Genomic DNA, 17,060 nt, shown 5'->3' with positions numbered 1-17,060 from the left:
TTTCTAGTTCCGTTTAGCTTCCAGAGGGCACATGCCTGGGCACGTATATCTGCGTATGGCCCCGCGTGGGAGCGGGGCAGGATGGTTTCCGCAGGGGGCCGGCCGGCCGGCCTCGGCCCATGAAGGAGAGGGCGTCCGTGTTCACGAGCGTATTGATGATCGAGCAGCCCCTGACCGCGGTGGACGTGGACTTCGTCACCACCCTGCACGGGGACGACTCGGTCTCCTTCGTCGTCCTCATGCAACCCCGTGGCGACCAGGACCGACTGCTGCGCGCCATCGACGACGTAGCGCTCGGTGAGCTTCCCGAGGCCATCCACGAGGGTGACGAACCCGAGGGCGAGGCGGCACGGGGCCCGGCCGAACAGGCACTCGCCTACTCCATGGACGCCCTGAGAAAGAAGGGCGCCAACGTCATCGGGCAGATCATCGAGCGCCACCCGCTCGACAAACTGAAGTCGGTGGTGGAGGAGACCGGCGCCGACGAGGTGATCGTCCTGACGGCCCCGCACTTCGTGGAGGAGTTCTTCCACCGGGACTGGGCGTCCCGGGCCCGTCACAAGGTGGGCGTTCCCGTGCTCAAGCTCTTCGCCCACAACGAATAGGCTTGGGTCCGCAGGGCCCAGCCCGAAGCGTCAACCGCACAGCACCACACCCAGCACTCGATCCTGGAGCGACCTGAATGAAGCCCGGCCTGCCGACCGCCATGGAACGGCCCCACTTCATCGGCATCGGCGGCGCCGGCATGTCCGGCATCGCGAAGATCCTCGCCCAGCGCGGCGCCAAGGTGGCCGGCAGCGACTCCCGCGACTCCGAGACCGCCCAGGCGCTGCGCGCCCACGGCGCCACGGTCCACATCGGGCACGCCGCCGACCACCTCGCCGAGGACTCCACCTGCGTGGTCGTCTCCAGCGCCATCCGCGCCGACAACCCGGAGCTGGCCCGCGCCGCCGAGCTCGGCATCCCCGTCGTGCACCGCTCCGACGCCCTCGCCGGGCTGATGGACGGGCTGCGCCCGATCGCGGTCGCCGGCACCCACGGCAAGACCACCACCACCTCGATGCTGGCGGTGTCCCTCTCGGCGCTGGGCCTGGACCCCTCGTACGCCATCGGCGGCGACCTGGACACCCCCGGCTCCAACGCGCACCACGGCGAGGGCGACATCTTCGTCGCCGAGGCGGACGAGAGCGACCGCAGCTTCCACAAGTACGCCCCACAGGTCGCGATCATCCTCAACGCGGAACTCGACCACCACGCCAACTACGCGTCGATGGACGAGATCCACGAGTCCTTCGAGACCTTCGTCGGCAGGATCGTGCCCGGCGGCACCCTCGTCGTCGCCCACGGCCAGGAGGGCGCCGCGGAGATCGCCCGCCGCGTCGCCGGCCGCGAGGGCCTCACCGTCGTCACGTACGGCGAGGAGCCCGAGGCCGACGTACGCATCACCAAGATCACCCCGCGCGGTCTGACCAGCGAGGTCACCGTCGTCATCGACGGCCGGATGCTCACCTTCACCGTCTCCGTGCCCGGCCGCCACTACGCGCACAACGCCGTCGCGGCCCTCGCCGCCGGTGTCGCCCTCGGCATCCCGGCGCACAACCTGGCCTCCGCGCTCGGCAAGTACACCGGCGTCAAGCGCCGCCTCCAGCTCAAGGGCGAGGCGGCCGGCGTGCAGGTCATCGACTCGTACGCGCACCACCCGACGGAGATGACCGCCGACCTGGAGGCCATCCGCGGCGCCGCCGGGGACTCCCGGATCCTGGTCGTCTTCCAGCCCCACCTCTTCTCCCGCACCCAGGAGCTCGGCAAGGAGATGGGCCAGTCCCTCTCCCTGGCCGACGCCTCCGTGGTCCTGGACATCTACCCGGCCCGCGAGGACCCGATCCCGGGCGTCACCAGCGAGATCATCATCGCCGCCGCCCGCGCCGCCGGGGCCGACGTCACCGCCGAGCACTCGAAGGAAGCCGTCGCCGACGTCATCGCGGGAATGGCCAAGCCCGGTGATCTCGTTCTCACGATGGGCGCGGGCGACGTCACGGATCTGGGACCGCACATCCTGGAAAAGCTGGGTCTCGCCCGCCTGTCGAGCTGAGGGAGCGATCACATCATGTCGTACGAGGTCCAGAAGACGGACGAGCAGTGGCAGGCCGAGCTGACCCCGTCCGAGTACCAGGTGCTCCGCCTCGCGGGCACCGAGCCCGCCTTCCGCGGTGAGTACACCGACACCAAGACGGAGGGCGTCTACTCCTGTCGCGGCTGCGGCGCCGAACTGTTCCGTTCCTCGGAGAAGTTCGAATCGCACTGCGGCTGGCCGTCGTTCTTCGACCCGAAGGACAGCGAGGCCGTCGAGCTGCTCGCCGACACCTCGCACGGCATGGTCCGCACCGAGGTCCGCTGCGCGAAGTGCGGCTCCCACCTGGGCCACGTCTTCGAGGGCGAGGGCTACCCGACCCCCACGGACCAGCGCTACTGCATCAACAGCATCTCGTTGCGGCTGACCCCGGCCGTCGACGGGGGCTGACCGGCGGGTCGAACGGGGTGCGTGTCCACCGGTTCCCACCGGCGGACACGCACCCCGGACGGCTTCAGGATTCGGACGGTCGTGCCCGGTCACGGTCCCGAAGGGGCGCCGCGGAGCTGAACCTCTCGAACATCACCGTGAGGAGATCGAGGGAGGCCCGCCGCGCGGCGCCGTCCTCGGGGCCGTCCGGCAACCCGTCCCACGGGACGGCCGGCGCGACCTCGGCGTCCTCGATCCACCGGGCCAGGGCGTCGTGGTCGGCCGCGTCGTGCGGTGCGATCACGTCGTACATCAGCGTGCTGCCCGCCGCGTTCACCGCGGCGCACAGGGCGTTGACGCGGTCGCCCAGTCGTGTCGCCCTCGCATCGGCCAGTCCCTTCAGGACCCGCACCATCGCCAACGCGGTGGGTTTGTGGTCGATGGCGTCCAGGCGCAGAGCCGTGTTGATCATGTCCTGACTGCCGCACGCGATCTCGACCGGTCGGTAGTCGTGCCCGTCGCGGAACATCTCGGCCGCCCACCACAACCGGGCGAAGGCCTGCGTGTAGTGGGGCCCGGAGAACCTCGGGGCACTGACCCGCCCCGCCGTGTCGTCCCCGGCCTCGCCCGGGGCGAGGTGCCGCCACAGGACGTAGTCCGGCGCGACGGCCAGCGCGAGGAAGTTCCACAGCTCCGGCCGCGCCGCCTCGGCGCGGGTCATGCGCAGGGTGGCGTGCAGCCTGGGCGCCAGCCAGGCGTCCGCCGCGGCGCGCGAACCGGCGAACCGGTGCATCGCCTCGTCCAGCAGCTCCCGGACGGGAGCGGTGTCCCAGCGGGCCGAGTCGTCCGCGATCGCCGTGCTCGCGCGCAGTACCGCCACCTGCGGCAGCCGCTCCTGCCCCGCTCGCACCCCGCTGGTCAGGTACGTGGAGACGGCTGCGGAGGGAAGCGTCGCCAGCCTTTCGGGGGCTTCGTACCGCATCATCGGACCGGTCCTTCCTGGGCGCGCGACACGGCTCGGAGCGCCGCGGTGAGGTTCTTGGGGATCTGGGCCCGTCGCGAGGCCGCGTACTGGATCCGGGGCAGGAGCTCGTCCCAGCCGGCTCCTTCCCCGCGCCGGCCGTACGCCTCGGTCAGGGCATCGGCGATCGGGCGGCCCGGAAGGACGTCGGGGAGCATGGCGCGCAGGACGGACTCCCGCCATCCACCCGGAAGCTGAGGCGTCCCGTTCTCGTCCGGTTCGAGATCGCCGAGGGCGGTGTGGAACATCGTGGCCCAGACCTCGCCGGCGATCTGGGCCGCCACCAGCCCCGCCGTGGCCTTCTCCAGCGGTCCCCGGGCGCCGCCCAGCAAACCGGTGAACCCTTCGAAGGACGTGTTGAGCAGGATGGTCGGCATGTCGCCGGTGGTGTCGATGAACCACGCGGCGTCCTTGAACGGGCGGAGCCATTCCCGCGGGCCGTCCCGGAAGTCCTCCTCCACGATCTCCGTCTCGCGCCGGCGTGCGGTCGTCCGCGCGAGGAAGTCGATGACCCACGGGGTGTCGCAGGCGCCGATGATCCGGCCGTCGACACCCCCGTGGCTGCCCACGACGCGTACGTCGAGCACGGCGCGGGCCAGGTGCTCCGAACGCCGGATGCGCACTTCGCCGTGCCAGTGCTTCTCGCCGCGGTCCCGCCGGAGGCGGCTGACGACACGGGTGTTCGTGGCTCCCTCGGTCAGCACCGCGACGCACGTGACTCCGGCCCACGGACCGTCGGCCAGTTCGTCGTTGGGGACGGAGACCTCCAGCTCCAGGACACCCTCCACCCAGTCGTCGCGTTCGACCTGGTGGAAGGCGACGACACGCTCCCGCTGGGAGACGAGGGAGAGCTGGAGGGGCACTCCGTCGATGCTCGCCTGCCGGACGGTGACATCGGTCTTTCCGACGAGGGTCGGGTAGGGGTAGACGGTGGTCATGCGGAGGCCTCCCGTGCCTGCTGGATGTCCACGATCACGCCCGCCATGGCGGCGGCGACGGGATGGCTGGCGACGGCGGTGACCCCGCCGAACCGGACGGTGCGCACGTCGGGTGCCGTGACGACCGTGCCGTCGACGATGGCGCAGTTCTCCTTCCCGGTCAGTTCGGCCCACTCCAGGGCCGGCCTCCCGCCGGAGCGCACGTCGAACCGGACGACGGGAACGAGGTGCCACGGGTCCTCGCGCTGCGGCACGGTCACCGTCACGTCGAGGGTCCAAGCACCTTCGGGATCGACGCGTCCGGTGACCCGGTCGACGACCGGGTACCCGTGCGCGCGCCGGCCCGCGGCCGCCGCGGGCGGGTCGAGCCGGAGGAGACTGCGGAGCACCTCGGGCCCGGCGGACACCTCGCGGGCGGCGCGACGACCGATGAGGCCGCGCAGTGCCGCGTCCATGCCGGCGTTGAACTCGGTCAGTCGGCGCGGGGCGTTGGGATACAGCGCGGACAGTTCCTCCGTGACGCCCCACCGGTCGTGCTCCGGAGGCTCGGCGGCCCGGAGGAAGGCCTCGGCGGCGTGGACCGCGTCGCCGTCGTCTCCGGTGGCGAACCCTGCGAGGAGTACGGCCTGGAAGGGGTCGACCCCCATGCCGAGGCTCCGGGGGCGACGGGACGTGACCGTCATGCGGGTGCCGCGCATGCACACGATGCGGCTGTGTTCCTCGTCCGAGTCCGCCGCGGGCGTCACCAGCAGGACCGCCCGGTGGGTGACCGGCGAGGCCCCCCGCCCCTCGGACCGGAGCGGGGGGACGTCCAGCCGTACCAAGGCCTCGGCGACCTGGTCCGCGGCGGTGAGTTCGGTGACGGTCTCACCGTCGAGATAGGCGCGGAAGGCGCGTGCGAGCGCGGGGTGTCGCTCGTGCGGATCGATGCGCCGCTCGGGAACGACCGTCTCGTCGTTGCGGAGGGCGCGGACGGAGGCCTCCAGCGTCGCCGCGGTCGAGCGGCCCGCGGTCATGGCGGCCCAGAAGTTGTCGGCGACGGCCGTGTTCAGGGCCTCGGCCATCTCCTGGAGCGTGTCGCCGGCACCGGCCGCGTCATGGGCACCGACGACGAGGAACGACGTACCGGGATCGTCGCTGTCGCGGTCGAGCCGAAGGTCGGCGACGTCCTGCTCGTCCGCCCACCAGGACCGGGACACGCTCTCGCGCTCCTTCTCGGTGTCCGGCTCGCCGAGCCAGGCCGGTCCGGCGTAGGCGACACCGTCCACCTCTCGCCACGGGAGGTCGAGCCGGCCGATGACACGACGGGCCGTGCGCCCTTCGTGGCTCTCCGACAGGGTGCTGTTCATCAGCACCAGACCGAGCCGGCTGGCCGCCCAGAGAGTGGCCTTGCCGAGTCCGAACGACCCGCCCGCGCGATCGTTCCGCTTGTGGCTGTCGAGCTGGCGCCGAACCACCGCGGCGAACCGGCCGTCCCCGTATTCCGGACCGGTGAGCCCGGCCGCGTTGTAGTCGTCCACCCTCAGGAGGAGCAGCGAGGACTCGTCGCGCAGGGCCCGCAGCCCCTCCTCCAGTACCCGGCCGACCTTTTGCCGGGACCGCGCCGCCGCCTCGTAGTGGGCCTCTAGTTCCTTCCACCGCAAGGCTGCCAGGAACGCCGCGAGGGTCTCGCCCGTCAGTTCGTGCAGGGTGAAGCGGACGCGCACGGGGCGGGTCTGATCGAGCCGCTCGTCCAGGGAGTTCTGTACGGTCTCGCGTGCGAGCACGGCCAGCCCGGCTTCGAACGCGAACGCCGCGGCGTTGCCGTACTCGCGCCCGCCGTCGCGGTGGGCGAGGCGGTGGTGCCATCCGATCGGTCGCGCGGACCCGGCGTCGGTGTGCCGGTTGATGACCGTGGAGACGTCGGTGTCGAGCAACTCCGCGATCCGGAGCACCATCTCGGTCCGCGGTTGCGCCCTCCCCGTCACCCACGCGGACACGGCGGCACGCGTCAGCCCCAGCTTCTCGGCGAACTCCGCCTGCGTCAGTCCGCTCCGCCGGAGCTGGCGTCCGAGCCAGGCTCCGAAGTCCTCGATGTCGTCCATGGCGGCCCCTCCCAGTCCGTCCCATGTGAACAACGGCCAGCCTATCAGCAGGATTTGACGATCAAGATCACGTCAAACGCCATTTGACGACACCCCTGCGGTCCGCGCCAGCAGACGTCGATTCGAAAGGAATGCCCGGGCGGAGAGCGATTCCGCGAAGTGGGTGGACGCGACCATGATCGTCGACATACCTTCGGTCACGTCCCTCCTTGTCGCGGGGCGGACAGAGGGGACACAATCCCACCGGGCGGAGCCATGTCCACATGTCGGCCACGGCCGGTTCTCCCTACCAACACCCCTTGGGCCAAGGGGATCTCGACCGCACCACAGCGAGTTGGCACCAGTGGCAGTCGCCCTTTCGAGCGGCTGGACGAATTCGGCGGCAATTCGGTCGGGGCGGAGCCATGCCGAATTCCACATCGTGAAGTACGTGCTCCGGAGGGGAGCGCACGTCCCAATAGAAGCGGACGCCCGGACCCCGGGGCCGGCTTTCCGCAACCCGCCACCCATCCAACGCAGTTCGTCATCGGTTCGGATCCTCTTCTCGAGACAGGTGCTCCATGACTGACCGGCAGTTCGCCGACCCCTCGCTGTCCCCCGTGATCGCCACCGTTCTGCGCCAGTCCTCGGTGGTCCTGCAGACGTACAAGGTCGATCCGGGGCTGGTGCAGGAACACGCGAACGGCGAACGCCGCATCACCCAGGGCGGATACGGCGAGCGTCAGCTGTTCGAGCTCGTGCAGAACGCCGCCGACGAGATCGCCGCCAGCCCGGGCGGCAAGCTGCACGTCGTCCTCACGGAGCGGCACCTCTACTGCGCGAACGAGGGCTCGCCGGTCACCCCCGAGGGAGCCGAGACGATCCTGCGCATGAGCGTCTCCCGCAAGCGCGGCGGTCAGATCGGCCGCTTCGGCGTCGGCGTGAAGTCCGTCCTCTCGGTCAGCGACACCCCCCAGTTCTTCAGCCGCAGCGGCAGCTTCGGCTTCGACCGCGACTGGTCCGCGGCCGAGATCGCCCAGGCCCTCGGCGCGGAGGGCAAGATCGACATGGACACCCCGGTGCTGCGCATGGCCCGCCCCCTCGACGTCGAGCAGGAGCGCGCGGACGACGCCGATCTGGACCGGCTGCTCCGGTGGGCCACGACGGTCGTCCGCCTCCCGCTCCTCCCCGGCACCGCCGCCCGACTCGCCCGCGACATCAAGGGCCACAAGGCCCGCGACGGTCGGGAGACGGACGCGTTCCCCTCGCACTTCCAGCTCTTCTCCTCGCACGTCGGGCAGGTCCTCCTCCACGACGAGCGCACGCTTCCCCCCGTCCGGCGTGACATCTCGGTCGAGTCCGACGGAGTCCACCGCACCCTCAAGGAAGTGGCCACCGGCGCGAAGCAGGCCATCGAGGAGTGGAAGGTCTTCACCGTCGCCCACGCGCCCACCGCCGAGGTCGAGGCCAGTGCCGGCGAGCTGCACAACCGCCCGGTGCTCGACATCTCCTGGGCCGTGCCGGAATACACGATCCGCAACGGCCTCCACACCGTGCCCGTCGGCAAGGGGGCCTTCTGGGCCTTCTTCCCCACCAAGTACGACGTGTCGCTGACCGGCATCCTCAACGCCCCGTGGAAGACGAACGAGGACCGTCAACACCTGCTCGACGGCAGCCCGTTCAACCGGGAGCTGCTCCACGCCGCGGCCCGTCTGGTCGTCGACACCCTGCCCGCGCTCGCGCCCGCCGAGGACCCCGCCGCCTACCTTCCGCTGCTCCCGGGCCGCAGCAAGGAGCGGCTGAACTGGGCCGACGACTACTTCCTGCGCCAGGTGTGGGCCCTGGCGGCCGAGCTGCCCTCCCTGCCGGACCAGGACGGCCGGCTGCAGCGCCCCAAGGAGCTCTTCGTCACGCCGGCCGGCCTCGAAAAGCAGTGGCTGCAGATCTGGTCGGAGTACGAGGGCCGACCCGCCGGATGGCTCCACCCCTCCGTGGACGCCGACGCCCAGGGGCTCCGCCGCGGCAAGGTGAACCACATACTGGAGGCCGCCGGGAAGAAGCCCGAGAGCGTCAAGGACTGGCTGGAGGCCCTGGTGGCCGACGGCACCCCCGAGTCCTCGTGCCACGCCATCGAGATCCTCTCCTCCATGGTGATCAAGGACCAGGCCGGCCGCCTGCGCGGAGACTCCGACATCACGGCCGAGGCCCGGCTCGCGAAGATCGTGCTGACCGAGAAGAACGGCATGATGGCCCCCGCCGCGGGCGAGATCTTCCACCGGACCGCCGCGGACTCGCTGCGCGACGACATGGACTACGTCGACCCCCGCATCTCCGAACGCCCGGAGATGGGACGGCACCTGCACAACATCGGCATCCGCGTCGCGGACGCCCAGGGCCGCTTCGAAGGCGTCCTCGACCAGGGGTTCGCGCACTACGACGACCAGGCCTGGTCCAACTTCTGGCTCCTGCTGCGCGGCGCCGGCGGCAACGCCCAGGTGGACCGCATCCGCGCGAAGGTCCCCCGGCACGCGGAGGTGCTGCACGTCCGGACCGTCGACGGGCGCTACCGACCGATGCGCGACTGCATGCTGCCCGGCCCCGTCGTGCCCGGGGACGGAAGCCGGGACGCGTCGATCGCGGTCGACCTCGGGTTCCACGAGGGCGACCGGCCGGTCTTCCGCGACCTCGGACTCGCCGACCGACCGACGGTCGGTCACCGGCCGGGCAACGAGTGGTGGTTCGAGGAGTACCGCGAGGCCGTCCACGCACGGCACCTGCGCTCGCTCCCCCCGAACTCGCCGCGCCCCGGCATCGCTCGGCTGACCGTCGAGGGCGCCGCGACGGCGGGCCCGCTCCACCTGCTCCCCAGCCTCTCGGAGGAGGGCCGAGCGGCCTTCGTCGCCGCGCTGCCCGAGTCCGGTGTCGTACAGAACTGGAGCAGCCAGTACGGCACGGCCGCCGCCTCCCGGCAGGCGATCGTCTCCCCGCTGCGCTGGATGATCTCCAAGCACGGTCTGGTCAGGACGTCCCTGGGGCTGGTCCGGGTCTCCGAGGCCGTCGGCCCACAGCTCAAGGAGTTCGCCGCGATCCTCCCCGTCGCGGAGGTCGGCCCGGAGATCGCCAAGGGGCTGAGGATGCCGACGACGCCGGAGGGGGTCCCCGCTGCGCGTTGGGGCAAGCTGCTCGAACGGGTCCTGGAGAGCGAGGACGACGCGTTCATCGGGCGCGCCTACGCCCTGCTGCTCCGGGTCGAGTTCGAGTTCCCGGAGGGCGTCGCCACCCGGTGCCGGGTGGGCGGCACCTGGGAAGAGCAGCCCGACTCCAAGATCGCCGTCGCGACCACCGCGGCCGACTTCAACGAGCTCGTCCGCGAACGCCTGCCCGCTCTGCTCGTCGCCGACAAGTCGGACGCCGCGAGCGCCAAGGCCATGGTCGAGGAATGGGGGATGCTCAAGGTCTCGGACGTCATCGCCAAGGAGATCTCCCACGTCAAGGCGGGCCCGTCGACTCCGCTCTTCGACGAGTTCACCACCGTCCGCACCCGTATCGGCAACACCGGGAGCGGCATCAAGATCCAGCGCTGCTCGGAGCTCGAACAGGTCGTGCGCACGCCCATGGGCGTGAAGCCGAACCCCCTCCAGTGGGCGCGCAAGGGCCAGACCCTCTACGTTCTGGACTCGCTGAACAGCCTGCAGGTCCTGCGGGCGGCCGACGAGGAGTTCAAATGGGGCTTCGGCGTCAAGGGCTGCGAGCAGGCGCTCGCGCTCCAGGAGCGCCAGGCGCAGGACAAGGAGCTCCAGGCCCGGCTGCGCGCGGTCCGCGAGAGCGAGAGCATCATCGACAAGATCGCCCTGCTGATCGGCGAGGAGGCGCTGCGCGGCGAGCTTCCGCCGGGCCTCATGGAGAGCGAGCTCAACGAACAGGGCTCCGAGCCGGACGCGCGTCGGGTCGCGGAGATGGCCTTCAACGCCCACGGAGAGTCGATCCTGCGCGTCCACACGCGTGACCTCTCCCTGGAGTTCCCGACCCGGGCCCCGAGTTCCTTCACCGGGAACGACAAGGCGCTCAGGTTCGTCACCGACCTGGGCTTCCCCGACTCCTTCGCCGGCTCCCGGGTACCGGCCCTCGAACCCCGGCTGGAGGTCGAGGGGCCGTCGGAGTTCCCCGCCCTGCACCCGTACCAGGAGCAGCTCGCCCAGGCGCTGCTCGGCCTGCTGACGAACCCGGTGCCGCAGCGCGGCATGCTCAGCCTGCCCACCGGCGGTGGCAAGACGCGCGTGACGGCCGAGGGCGTCATCCGCTGGATGCGCGACAGCGACGAGCTCCCCGGCCCCGTCCTGTGGATCGCGCAGACCGAGGAACTGTGCGAGCAGGCGGTGCAGAGCTGGAGGTTCGTCTGGAACAAGGTCGGACCCGAGATGCCGCTCGTCATCAACCGGCTCTGGACGACCAACGAGGCCACGCCCGTCGACGGCAGGCCCCACCTCGTCGTCGCCACCGACGCCAAGCTCGAACACTGCCTGGGCACGGACGACTACGCCTGGCTGCGCGACACGGCGTCGCTGATCATCGTCGACGAAGCCCACACCGCGATGTCCCCCCGGTACACGGAACTGCTCGCGCACCTGGACCTGACCCACCACCGCACGAGCCGGCACCTGGTCGGTCTCACCGCGACGCCCTACCGGAACAACGAGGAGCTCACCCGGCTGCTCGTCCAGCGCTTCGGCAACCGGCTCGACACCGGGGTGTTCGACGGCGACCTCGCCGACGCGATCCGGCAGTTGCAGGACATCGGCGTACTGGCCCAGGTCAAGCACCGGGAGCTGCACGGTGGAGAGATCGTGCTGACGCCCGACGAGCTGAAGCGTTCCGAACGGTTCGCCACCCTGCCCAAGGGGGCCGAACAGCGCCTCGCCGACGACCACGACCGCAACCAGCGCATCGTCGACGAGATCGCCGCGATGCCGGACGACTGGCCGGTCCTGGTGTTCGCCACGTCGGTGGCGCACGCCAAGTTCCTCGCCGCGAAGCTCGGCGACCGGGAGATCAAGGCCGCCGCGATCGACTCGGCCACGCCCACGGCGGAGCGACGCAAGCGGATCGACGACTTCCGCAAGGGTCGTATCCAGGTGCTCACGAACTACGGCGTGCTCACCCAGGGCTTCGACGCGCCGGCGACCCGCGTCGTGGTCGTCGCCCGGCCGACCTACAGCCCGAACGTCTACCAGCAGATGATCGGACGCGGCCTGCGCGGGCCGAAGAACGGCGGCAAGCCGACCTGCCTGATCCTCAACGTGCGCGACAACGTCACCAACTTCGGCGAGGAGCTCGCCTTCACCGAGTTCGAGTACCTGTGGAGCGAGAACCGATGACGTCACCGGTACTGGCGCAGCACCGGCTCACCGCCGGGCAGCAGGCCGTCGTGGACCAGCCCTGGGACGCCCGCGTCCTGGTCACGGCCGGCGCCGGAGCGGGCAAGACCCACACCCTGGTGCGACGTCTCGACGCGCTGGTGGAACGGGAGGAGCTGGAGGCCGGGGAGATCCTGGTGCTCAGCTTCTCCCGGGCGGCCGTGCGCGAACTGAGCGAGCGGATCGAACGGCACGCCGCCGCGGCGCAGCGGGTGCGGGCCCAGACGTTCGATGCCTGGGCGTCGTCGCTGCTGACGCGCGCCTACCCGGACACCGATTGGCGCGCGTACACGTTCGACGAGCGGATCGAGGCGGCCACGACCGCCATCGACCGCGGCGCCGTCGAGGTCGGCGAGCAGGGCGTGCCCGCGCACGTGGTGATCGACGAGGTCCAGGACCTGGTCGGGGTCCGCCGGGAGATGGTCGAGTCGCTGCTCGACCGGTTCCAGGAGAACAGCGGCTTCACCGTCGTGGGGGATTCCGCCCAGGCCGTCTACGGCTTCCAGGTCTCCGACCCGGACCGGCGTGCCGAGGAGACGGACCGCTTCCTGGACTGGGTCCGCGCCACCTTCGGCGATGACCTCGTCGAGCTGCACCTGGGGGACAACTTCCGGGCGCGTACGGATGCGGCCCGGGTCGCGCTCCCCTACGGCCCCCGGTTGCAGCGGGTGTCCCGCGACCCGGCCGAGGCCGCGGGCGAGGCGGAGCGGATCCACGGCGATCTGCGCTCGCTCCTGCTGGAGGAGCCGAACTTCGGCAGCCTGGACGACGAGTACGTACGGTCCGCGCTGCGCGACTTCCCGGGCACGACCGCCATCCTGTGCAGGGACAACGGGCAGGCCCTCACGCTCTCCGGGATGCTCGCGGACGCCGATGTCCCGCACACCCTGCAACGCTCCGCCCGCGAACGCTCGGCACCCGCCTGGATCACGGGCCTGCTGGCGGCCACCGGCGCCTCGATGCTCGGCCAGGACCGGTTCCTGGAGCTGGCGGCCGGTCTCCCGGTCCCGGAGGGAAGCACCCCCGAGGCGCTGTGGCGCTCGATCCGGAAGGTCGCCCGGGGCACGCGCGCCACGGTGGACGTCGCGGCGCTGCACCGGGCCGTCGCCGAGGGACGGCTGCCCGACGAACTCACGGCGGCGCAGCCGTCACCCCTGGTGGTGTCCACGGTGCACCGCGCGAAGGGGCTGGAGTTCGACCGGGTCCTGCTCGTCGAGCCGCGCGTGCTGAAGGAACCCCGACGGGTGGACAGGAAGCGGTACGACTACGACCCGGCCGCGGAGGCCCGCCTGCTCTACGTCGCCATGACCCGGGCCCGGGACGACCTGTACGTGCTGGACGCGCCCAACTCCTGGCTGGTCCGCAAGGACAAGCGCCTCGACCGCTGGTACGTCGGGGGACGCAGCGCATGGGCGCGCAACGGGATCGAACTGCTCGCACCGGACGTGTGCCACGAACAGCCCCCCGGCGTCGATGACATCGCCCCGGACCCGGCGGCCCTGCTGGACCACCTGACCGTCGCGGTGGAGCGGGGGATGCCCGCGGAGCTGGAGCTGCTGCACGGCATCCCCGTCGCGGCCGACCAGTCCCCGCCGTACGCGGTGCTGGTCGACGGGCACCCCGTCGCCGTCGTCTCGGAGCGGTTCCGCACGGACCTGCACCGCATGCTGCGCCGCCCGGCGCACGGCGAGGTCGACCGCTGGCCGCTTCGGATCTCGGGGCTGCGCGTGGACGGCGTGGAGAGCGTGGCCGGGAGCCCCGCGGTGACGGAGCGGGCCGGCCTCGGCCCCCACGGGGTGTGGCTGGCGCCCCGCCTGTGCGGACTGGGCCGGTTCCACTGGTACGACGACGAGGCCACCGAGCTCGGCGGCACCGAGGGGGAGAACGATGAGTAGGACGGTCCACCACGCGCACTACGAGGTGCGCGACGCGCTGGTGGAGTCCCTGCGCGACGACCTGATGGGTCCGGTGGGCGGCGAGGACGAGATCCTCGTCGACGACGCCCCGATCACCGTGTATCCCGTCGGCGTCCTGTTCCCGCGCCCCGGGCCCGAGAACCTCGCGGCCGAACCGGGCGAGCTGGAATCCGTACGCGACGGGCAGGACTCCGCTCCGGAGCCCGCCCGCCGGGGCGGCGAGGAGGACGCCGGCGACCTGGGCGTCTCCCTGGCCAACGTGCGCATGCCCTCGTCGTTCGGGTTGACCTTCGCCGTGGATCCCGCGGTGTCCCGGCGGATCCGCTTCGACGTCCGGGCCGCCGTCTACCTGCCCGAGGACGCCGACGGCAACCCGATCGCCGCGAAGCGGACCGAGGCACGCAGCACCCGGGCCCAGCGGGAGCGTTGGCGTCGGGTCACGCTGCGTCCGGAACCGGTCTTCGTGGACGTCTCGGATCCGGGCTCGCGTGAAGCGGTCACACTGCACGAGCCGGGATTGGAACTGAGGGTGCTGGTCCGTCCCGCATCCGGGCCGAACGGAACCGTCTCCGTGACGGCCACGGTCGTCAACAGCCTCCAGGTCGGCCTGTTCGACCTCCGCGACGCGCATTGCTTCTACCAGCCGACACTGGAGGTGACCGCCGAGGACGCCGATCGCGCCGCTTTCGTCGTACGGCCCGTGTCCCTCGGCGCCGTCGACGCGGAGCAGGCCCTCAGCCGGCTCCTGCACCGCCACGCACCGAGCTTCGCCACCGGGCACGGCTGCGCGGCACGTTGGGACTGGACGCCTCCCGCCGTCGGCACCGTCGACCCGCGGCCGCCGGCCGTCACGTCCGTGCGCACCGAGTTCGTACCGTCCCACGAAGTGCTCCTGACGGACTCCAATCCGCACATCGACGACCGTGCCCTGACCATGTACGGGCTCGGCACGAACCCCGCCGAGGAGGTGGTCGGGGCGCTGCGCCGGCTGCTGTCCGACTACGAGCGGTGGATCGAGGACCAGGCCCGGCAGACGGACCTGCTGGCGGGCACGGAGCACGAGGCCGTCGCCCGGGACCAGATCCGGCGCTGCCGCCGGGCCCTGGAGCGCATGCGCGCCGGTGTGGACCTGCTGGCGGACGGCGATCGGCCGGAGATCCTGAAGGCCTTCCGGCTGGCGAACATCGCCATGGCCGACCAGCGAGCCCGAACGTCCTGGATCAAGGACGGCAGGCAGGGGACGCCCGACGTGTACGCGGGCCGGTGGCGACCGTTCCAGGTGTCCTTCGTACTGCTGTGCCTCGCCGGGATCGTCGACCCCGGCCACGAGGACCGCGACGTGTCCGACCTGCTCTGGTTCCCCACCGGTGGCGGCAAGACGGAGGCCTACCTCGGACTGATCGCCTTCACCGCCTTCCACCGTCGCCTGCGCGACGGGGAGGCCGGGGCGGGGGTGACCGTGCTCATGCGCTACACGCTGCGGCTGCTGACCCTGCAGCAGTTCGAGCGTGCCGCGGCGCTGATCTGTGCCATGGAGCGGCTGCGGGCGGCCGACCCGGCCGCCCTCGGCCGCGAGGAGATCTCGATCGGCATGTGGGTGGGACGGTCGGCGACGCCCAACACGCTGGCCGTCGCCGCCGAGCGGATCGCCGAGCTCCGCGCCAATCCGCTGAAGGGCATCCAGACGGAGAACCCGGTCCAGCTGCGCAGCTGCCCCTGGTGCGGCGAGTCCCTCTCCCCGGACGCGTACGCGGTCGACGAGGCCGCCGAACGCATGGACATCCGTTGTCCGGCGGCGTCCTGCGACTTCGGCTCGGGCCTTCCCGTGCATCTGGTCGACGAGGCCGTCTACCGGGCCCGTCCCACCCTGGTCATCGCCACCGTCGACAAGTTCGCGTCGATGCCGTGGCGGCCGGCGACGGCGGCCCTCTTCAACCGTGACCGGGAGGACGGCACGCGACCGCCCGAGCTCATCGTCCAGGACGAACTCCACCTGATCTCGGGGCCCCTCGGCACGCTGACGGGGCTCTACGAGACGGCGGTGGACGCGCTCGCGGAGCGCCCGAAGATCATTGCCTCGACCGCCACCATCCGTCGTGCCGATGAGCAGGGAACCCGGCTCTTCGCCCGTTCGGTCGACCAGTTCCCGCCCGCCGGCATCGACGCGCGTGACTCTTGGTTCGCCGTGGAGACCCCGCGCGAACGCAAGGCCGCGCGCCGGTACGTCGGACTGCTGACGTCGAGCACCAGCCAGTCCACGCTGTTGATCCGGGTGTACGCGGCCCTGCTGCACCGGGCGATGACCTGCGAGGCCACGCCCGAGGTGAAGGACGCCTACTGGACGCTGGTCGGGTACTTCAACAGCCTGCGCCTCCTGTCCTCCGCGGAACTCCAGGTCCTCGACGACGTCCAGGACCGCCTCGAACACCTGGCCTCGCGCGACGGCACCAAGCCCAGGCCGGTCACCGGTCTCACGGAGCTGAGCAGCCGGGCCAACGCGAGCGACATCTCCAGGCGCCTCAAGGAAGTCGAGCGGCACCTGCCGATGTCGGACGTGCTGGACGTCCTCCTCGCCACCAACATGATCTCGGTGGGCGTGGACGTGGACCGGCTCGGGCTGATGGCCGTGATGGGCCAGCCGCAGACGACCGCCGAGTACATCCAGGCGACGAGCCGCGTCGGCCGCCGACACCCTGGCCTCGTCGCGGTCATGCTCAACTCCGCGCGTTCGCGCGACCGTTCCCACTACGAGGACTTCCAGCACTTCCATTCGGCCCTGTACCGGGAGGTGGAGTCCACCAGCGTGACCCCCTTCTCGGTGCGTGCCCGGGACCGCGGTCTGCACGCGGTGATCGTCGCCCTGGCCCGGCTCATGCTTCCGGCCGCCCGCCCCAACGACGCCGCCGCCCGCGTCGAGGACTACGTCGAAGACCTCCGGCACACGGTCCGGCCCATCCTCCTCGACCGGGTGGGGAAGGTGGAGGAATCGGAATCCAAGGCCACCGCCAGGGCCTTCGACGACTTCGTGGAGTGGTGGCGGGACGAGGCGGCCCTGCACCCCCGCCTCGTGTACGAAGCCACGCGTGCGAACCGTGCCCCCGCCCTGCTGAGCGGCTACGACGACGAGACCGACGGCGCGGGTCGGCCGACCCTGTGGAGCCTGCGCGACGTCGACGCCTCGTCCACCTTCTTCGAGGAGCGCTGAACC

Annotated in this window: 9 protein-coding genes; 6 read left to right on the top strand and 3 right to left on the bottom strand. The window is 71.3% G+C overall.

Annotation, left to right across the window (positions count from 1 at the left end; all coding sequences use genetic code 11):
- Window positions 1–137 precede the first annotated feature (137 nt).
- From ACFYZL_RS30820 to msrB, 3 genes are all read left to right on the top strand, one after another.
- On the top strand, window positions 138–605 hold the full coding sequence (locus ACFYZL_RS30820) for an indole-3-glycerol phosphate synthase (protein WP_384745981.1): 468 nt from the start codon (window positions 138–140) through the stop codon (window positions 603–605).
- Window positions 606–682: 77 nt separating this feature from the next.
- Window positions 683–2,092: a UDP-N-acetylmuramate--L-alanine ligase gene (murC, locus tag ACFYZL_RS30815; protein ID WP_388683503.1), complete on the top strand. Its 1,410-nt coding sequence runs from the start codon at window positions 683–685 to the stop codon at window positions 2,090–2,092.
- A gap of 15 nt (window positions 2,093–2,107) precedes the next feature.
- Complete coding sequence (gene msrB, locus ACFYZL_RS30810) at window positions 2,108–2,521, top strand: peptide-methionine (R)-S-oxide reductase MsrB (RefSeq protein WP_388683500.1); 414 nt, start codon at window positions 2,108–2,110, stop codon at window positions 2,519–2,521.
- Window positions 2,522–2,585: 64 nt separating this feature from the next.
- Here msrB and ACFYZL_RS30805 read toward each other — a convergent pair whose 3' ends face one another.
- Genes ACFYZL_RS30805 through ACFYZL_RS30795 form a run of 3 tightly spaced genes read right to left on the bottom strand, consistent with a single transcriptional unit; the run spans window position 2,586 to window position 6,543 of the window.
- Window positions 2,586–3,485 (bottom strand): DUF6339 family protein, encoded by a 900-nt coding sequence (locus tag ACFYZL_RS30805; RefSeq protein WP_388683497.1) that lies wholly within the window; start codon window positions 3,483–3,485, stop codon window positions 2,586–2,588.
- A complete protein-coding gene (locus ACFYZL_RS30800; protein WP_388683495.1) occupies window positions 3,482–4,459 on the bottom strand; it encodes a hypothetical protein in 978 nt (325 codons plus the stop codon). The genes ACFYZL_RS30805 and ACFYZL_RS30800 overlap by 4 nt, the downstream gene beginning before the upstream one ends.
- The gene (locus tag ACFYZL_RS30795) at window positions 4,456–6,543 is read right to left on the bottom strand and encodes a helix-turn-helix transcriptional regulator (RefSeq protein WP_384745985.1); all 2,088 of its coding nucleotides are present in this window, start codon (window positions 6,541–6,543) and stop codon (window positions 4,456–4,458) included. The genes ACFYZL_RS30800 and ACFYZL_RS30795 overlap by 4 nt, the downstream gene beginning before the upstream one ends.
- A gap of 560 nt (window positions 6,544–7,103) precedes the next feature.
- Between ACFYZL_RS30795 and ACFYZL_RS30790 the strand changes: the two genes are divergently transcribed.
- Genes ACFYZL_RS30790 through ACFYZL_RS30780 form a run of 3 tightly spaced genes read left to right on the top strand, consistent with a single transcriptional unit; the run spans window position 7,104 to window position 17,057 of the window.
- The gene (locus ACFYZL_RS30790) at window positions 7,104–11,897 is read left to right on the top strand and encodes a sacsin N-terminal ATP-binding-like domain-containing protein (RefSeq protein ID WP_388683492.1); all 4,794 of its coding nucleotides are present in this window, start codon (window positions 7,104–7,106) and stop codon (window positions 11,895–11,897) included.
- Window positions 11,894–13,831, top strand: coding sequence for a UvrD-helicase domain-containing protein (locus tag ACFYZL_RS30785; protein WP_384745987.1), 1,938 nt, complete (start codon window positions 11,894–11,896; stop codon window positions 13,829–13,831). Before ACFYZL_RS30790 ends, ACFYZL_RS30785 begins: the two co-directional genes overlap by 4 nt.
- A complete protein-coding gene (locus tag ACFYZL_RS30780; RefSeq protein WP_388683490.1) occupies window positions 13,824–17,057 on the top strand; it encodes a helicase-related protein in 3,234 nt (1,077 codons plus the stop codon). The genes ACFYZL_RS30785 and ACFYZL_RS30780 overlap by 8 nt, the downstream gene beginning before the upstream one ends.
- Window positions 17,058–17,060: the final 3 nt, after the last annotated feature.

The sequence above is a fragment of the Streptomyces sp. NPDC001717 genome (assembly GCF_042892775.1).
Taxonomy (GTDB): Bacteria; Actinomycetota; Actinomycetes; order Streptomycetales; family Streptomycetaceae; genus Streptomyces.
The sequence above is the reverse complement of the archived record's forward strand: the minus strand, read 5'-3'. Positions and strand labels throughout refer to the sequence as shown.

Coding starts and splice junctions, on each gene's coding strand:
- murC (WP_388683503.1), top strand. CDS start 683: ATGAAGCCCGGCCTGCCGACCGCCATGGAACGGCCCCACTTCATCGGC.
- msrB (WP_388683500.1), top strand. CDS start 2,108: ATGTCGTACGAGGTCCAGAAGACGGACGAGCAGTGGCAGGCCGAGCTG.
- ACFYZL_RS30805 (WP_388683497.1), bottom strand. CDS start 3,485: ATGATGCGGTACGAAGCCCCCGAAAGGCTGGCGACGCTTCCCTCCGCA.
- ACFYZL_RS30800 (WP_388683495.1), bottom strand. CDS start 4,459: ATGACCACCGTCTACCCCTACCCGACCCTCGTCGGAAAGACCGATGTC.
- ACFYZL_RS30795 (WP_384745985.1), bottom strand. CDS start 6,543: ATGGACGACATCGAGGACTTCGGAGCCTGGCTCGGACGCCAGCTCCGG.
- ACFYZL_RS30790 (WP_388683492.1), top strand. CDS start 7,104: ATGACTGACCGGCAGTTCGCCGACCCCTCGCTGTCCCCCGTGATCGCC.
- ACFYZL_RS30785 (WP_384745987.1), top strand. CDS start 11,894: ATGACGTCACCGGTACTGGCGCAGCACCGGCTCACCGCCGGGCAGCAG.
- ACFYZL_RS30780 (WP_388683490.1), top strand. CDS start 13,824: ATGAGTAGGACGGTCCACCACGCGCACTACGAGGTGCGCGACGCGCTG.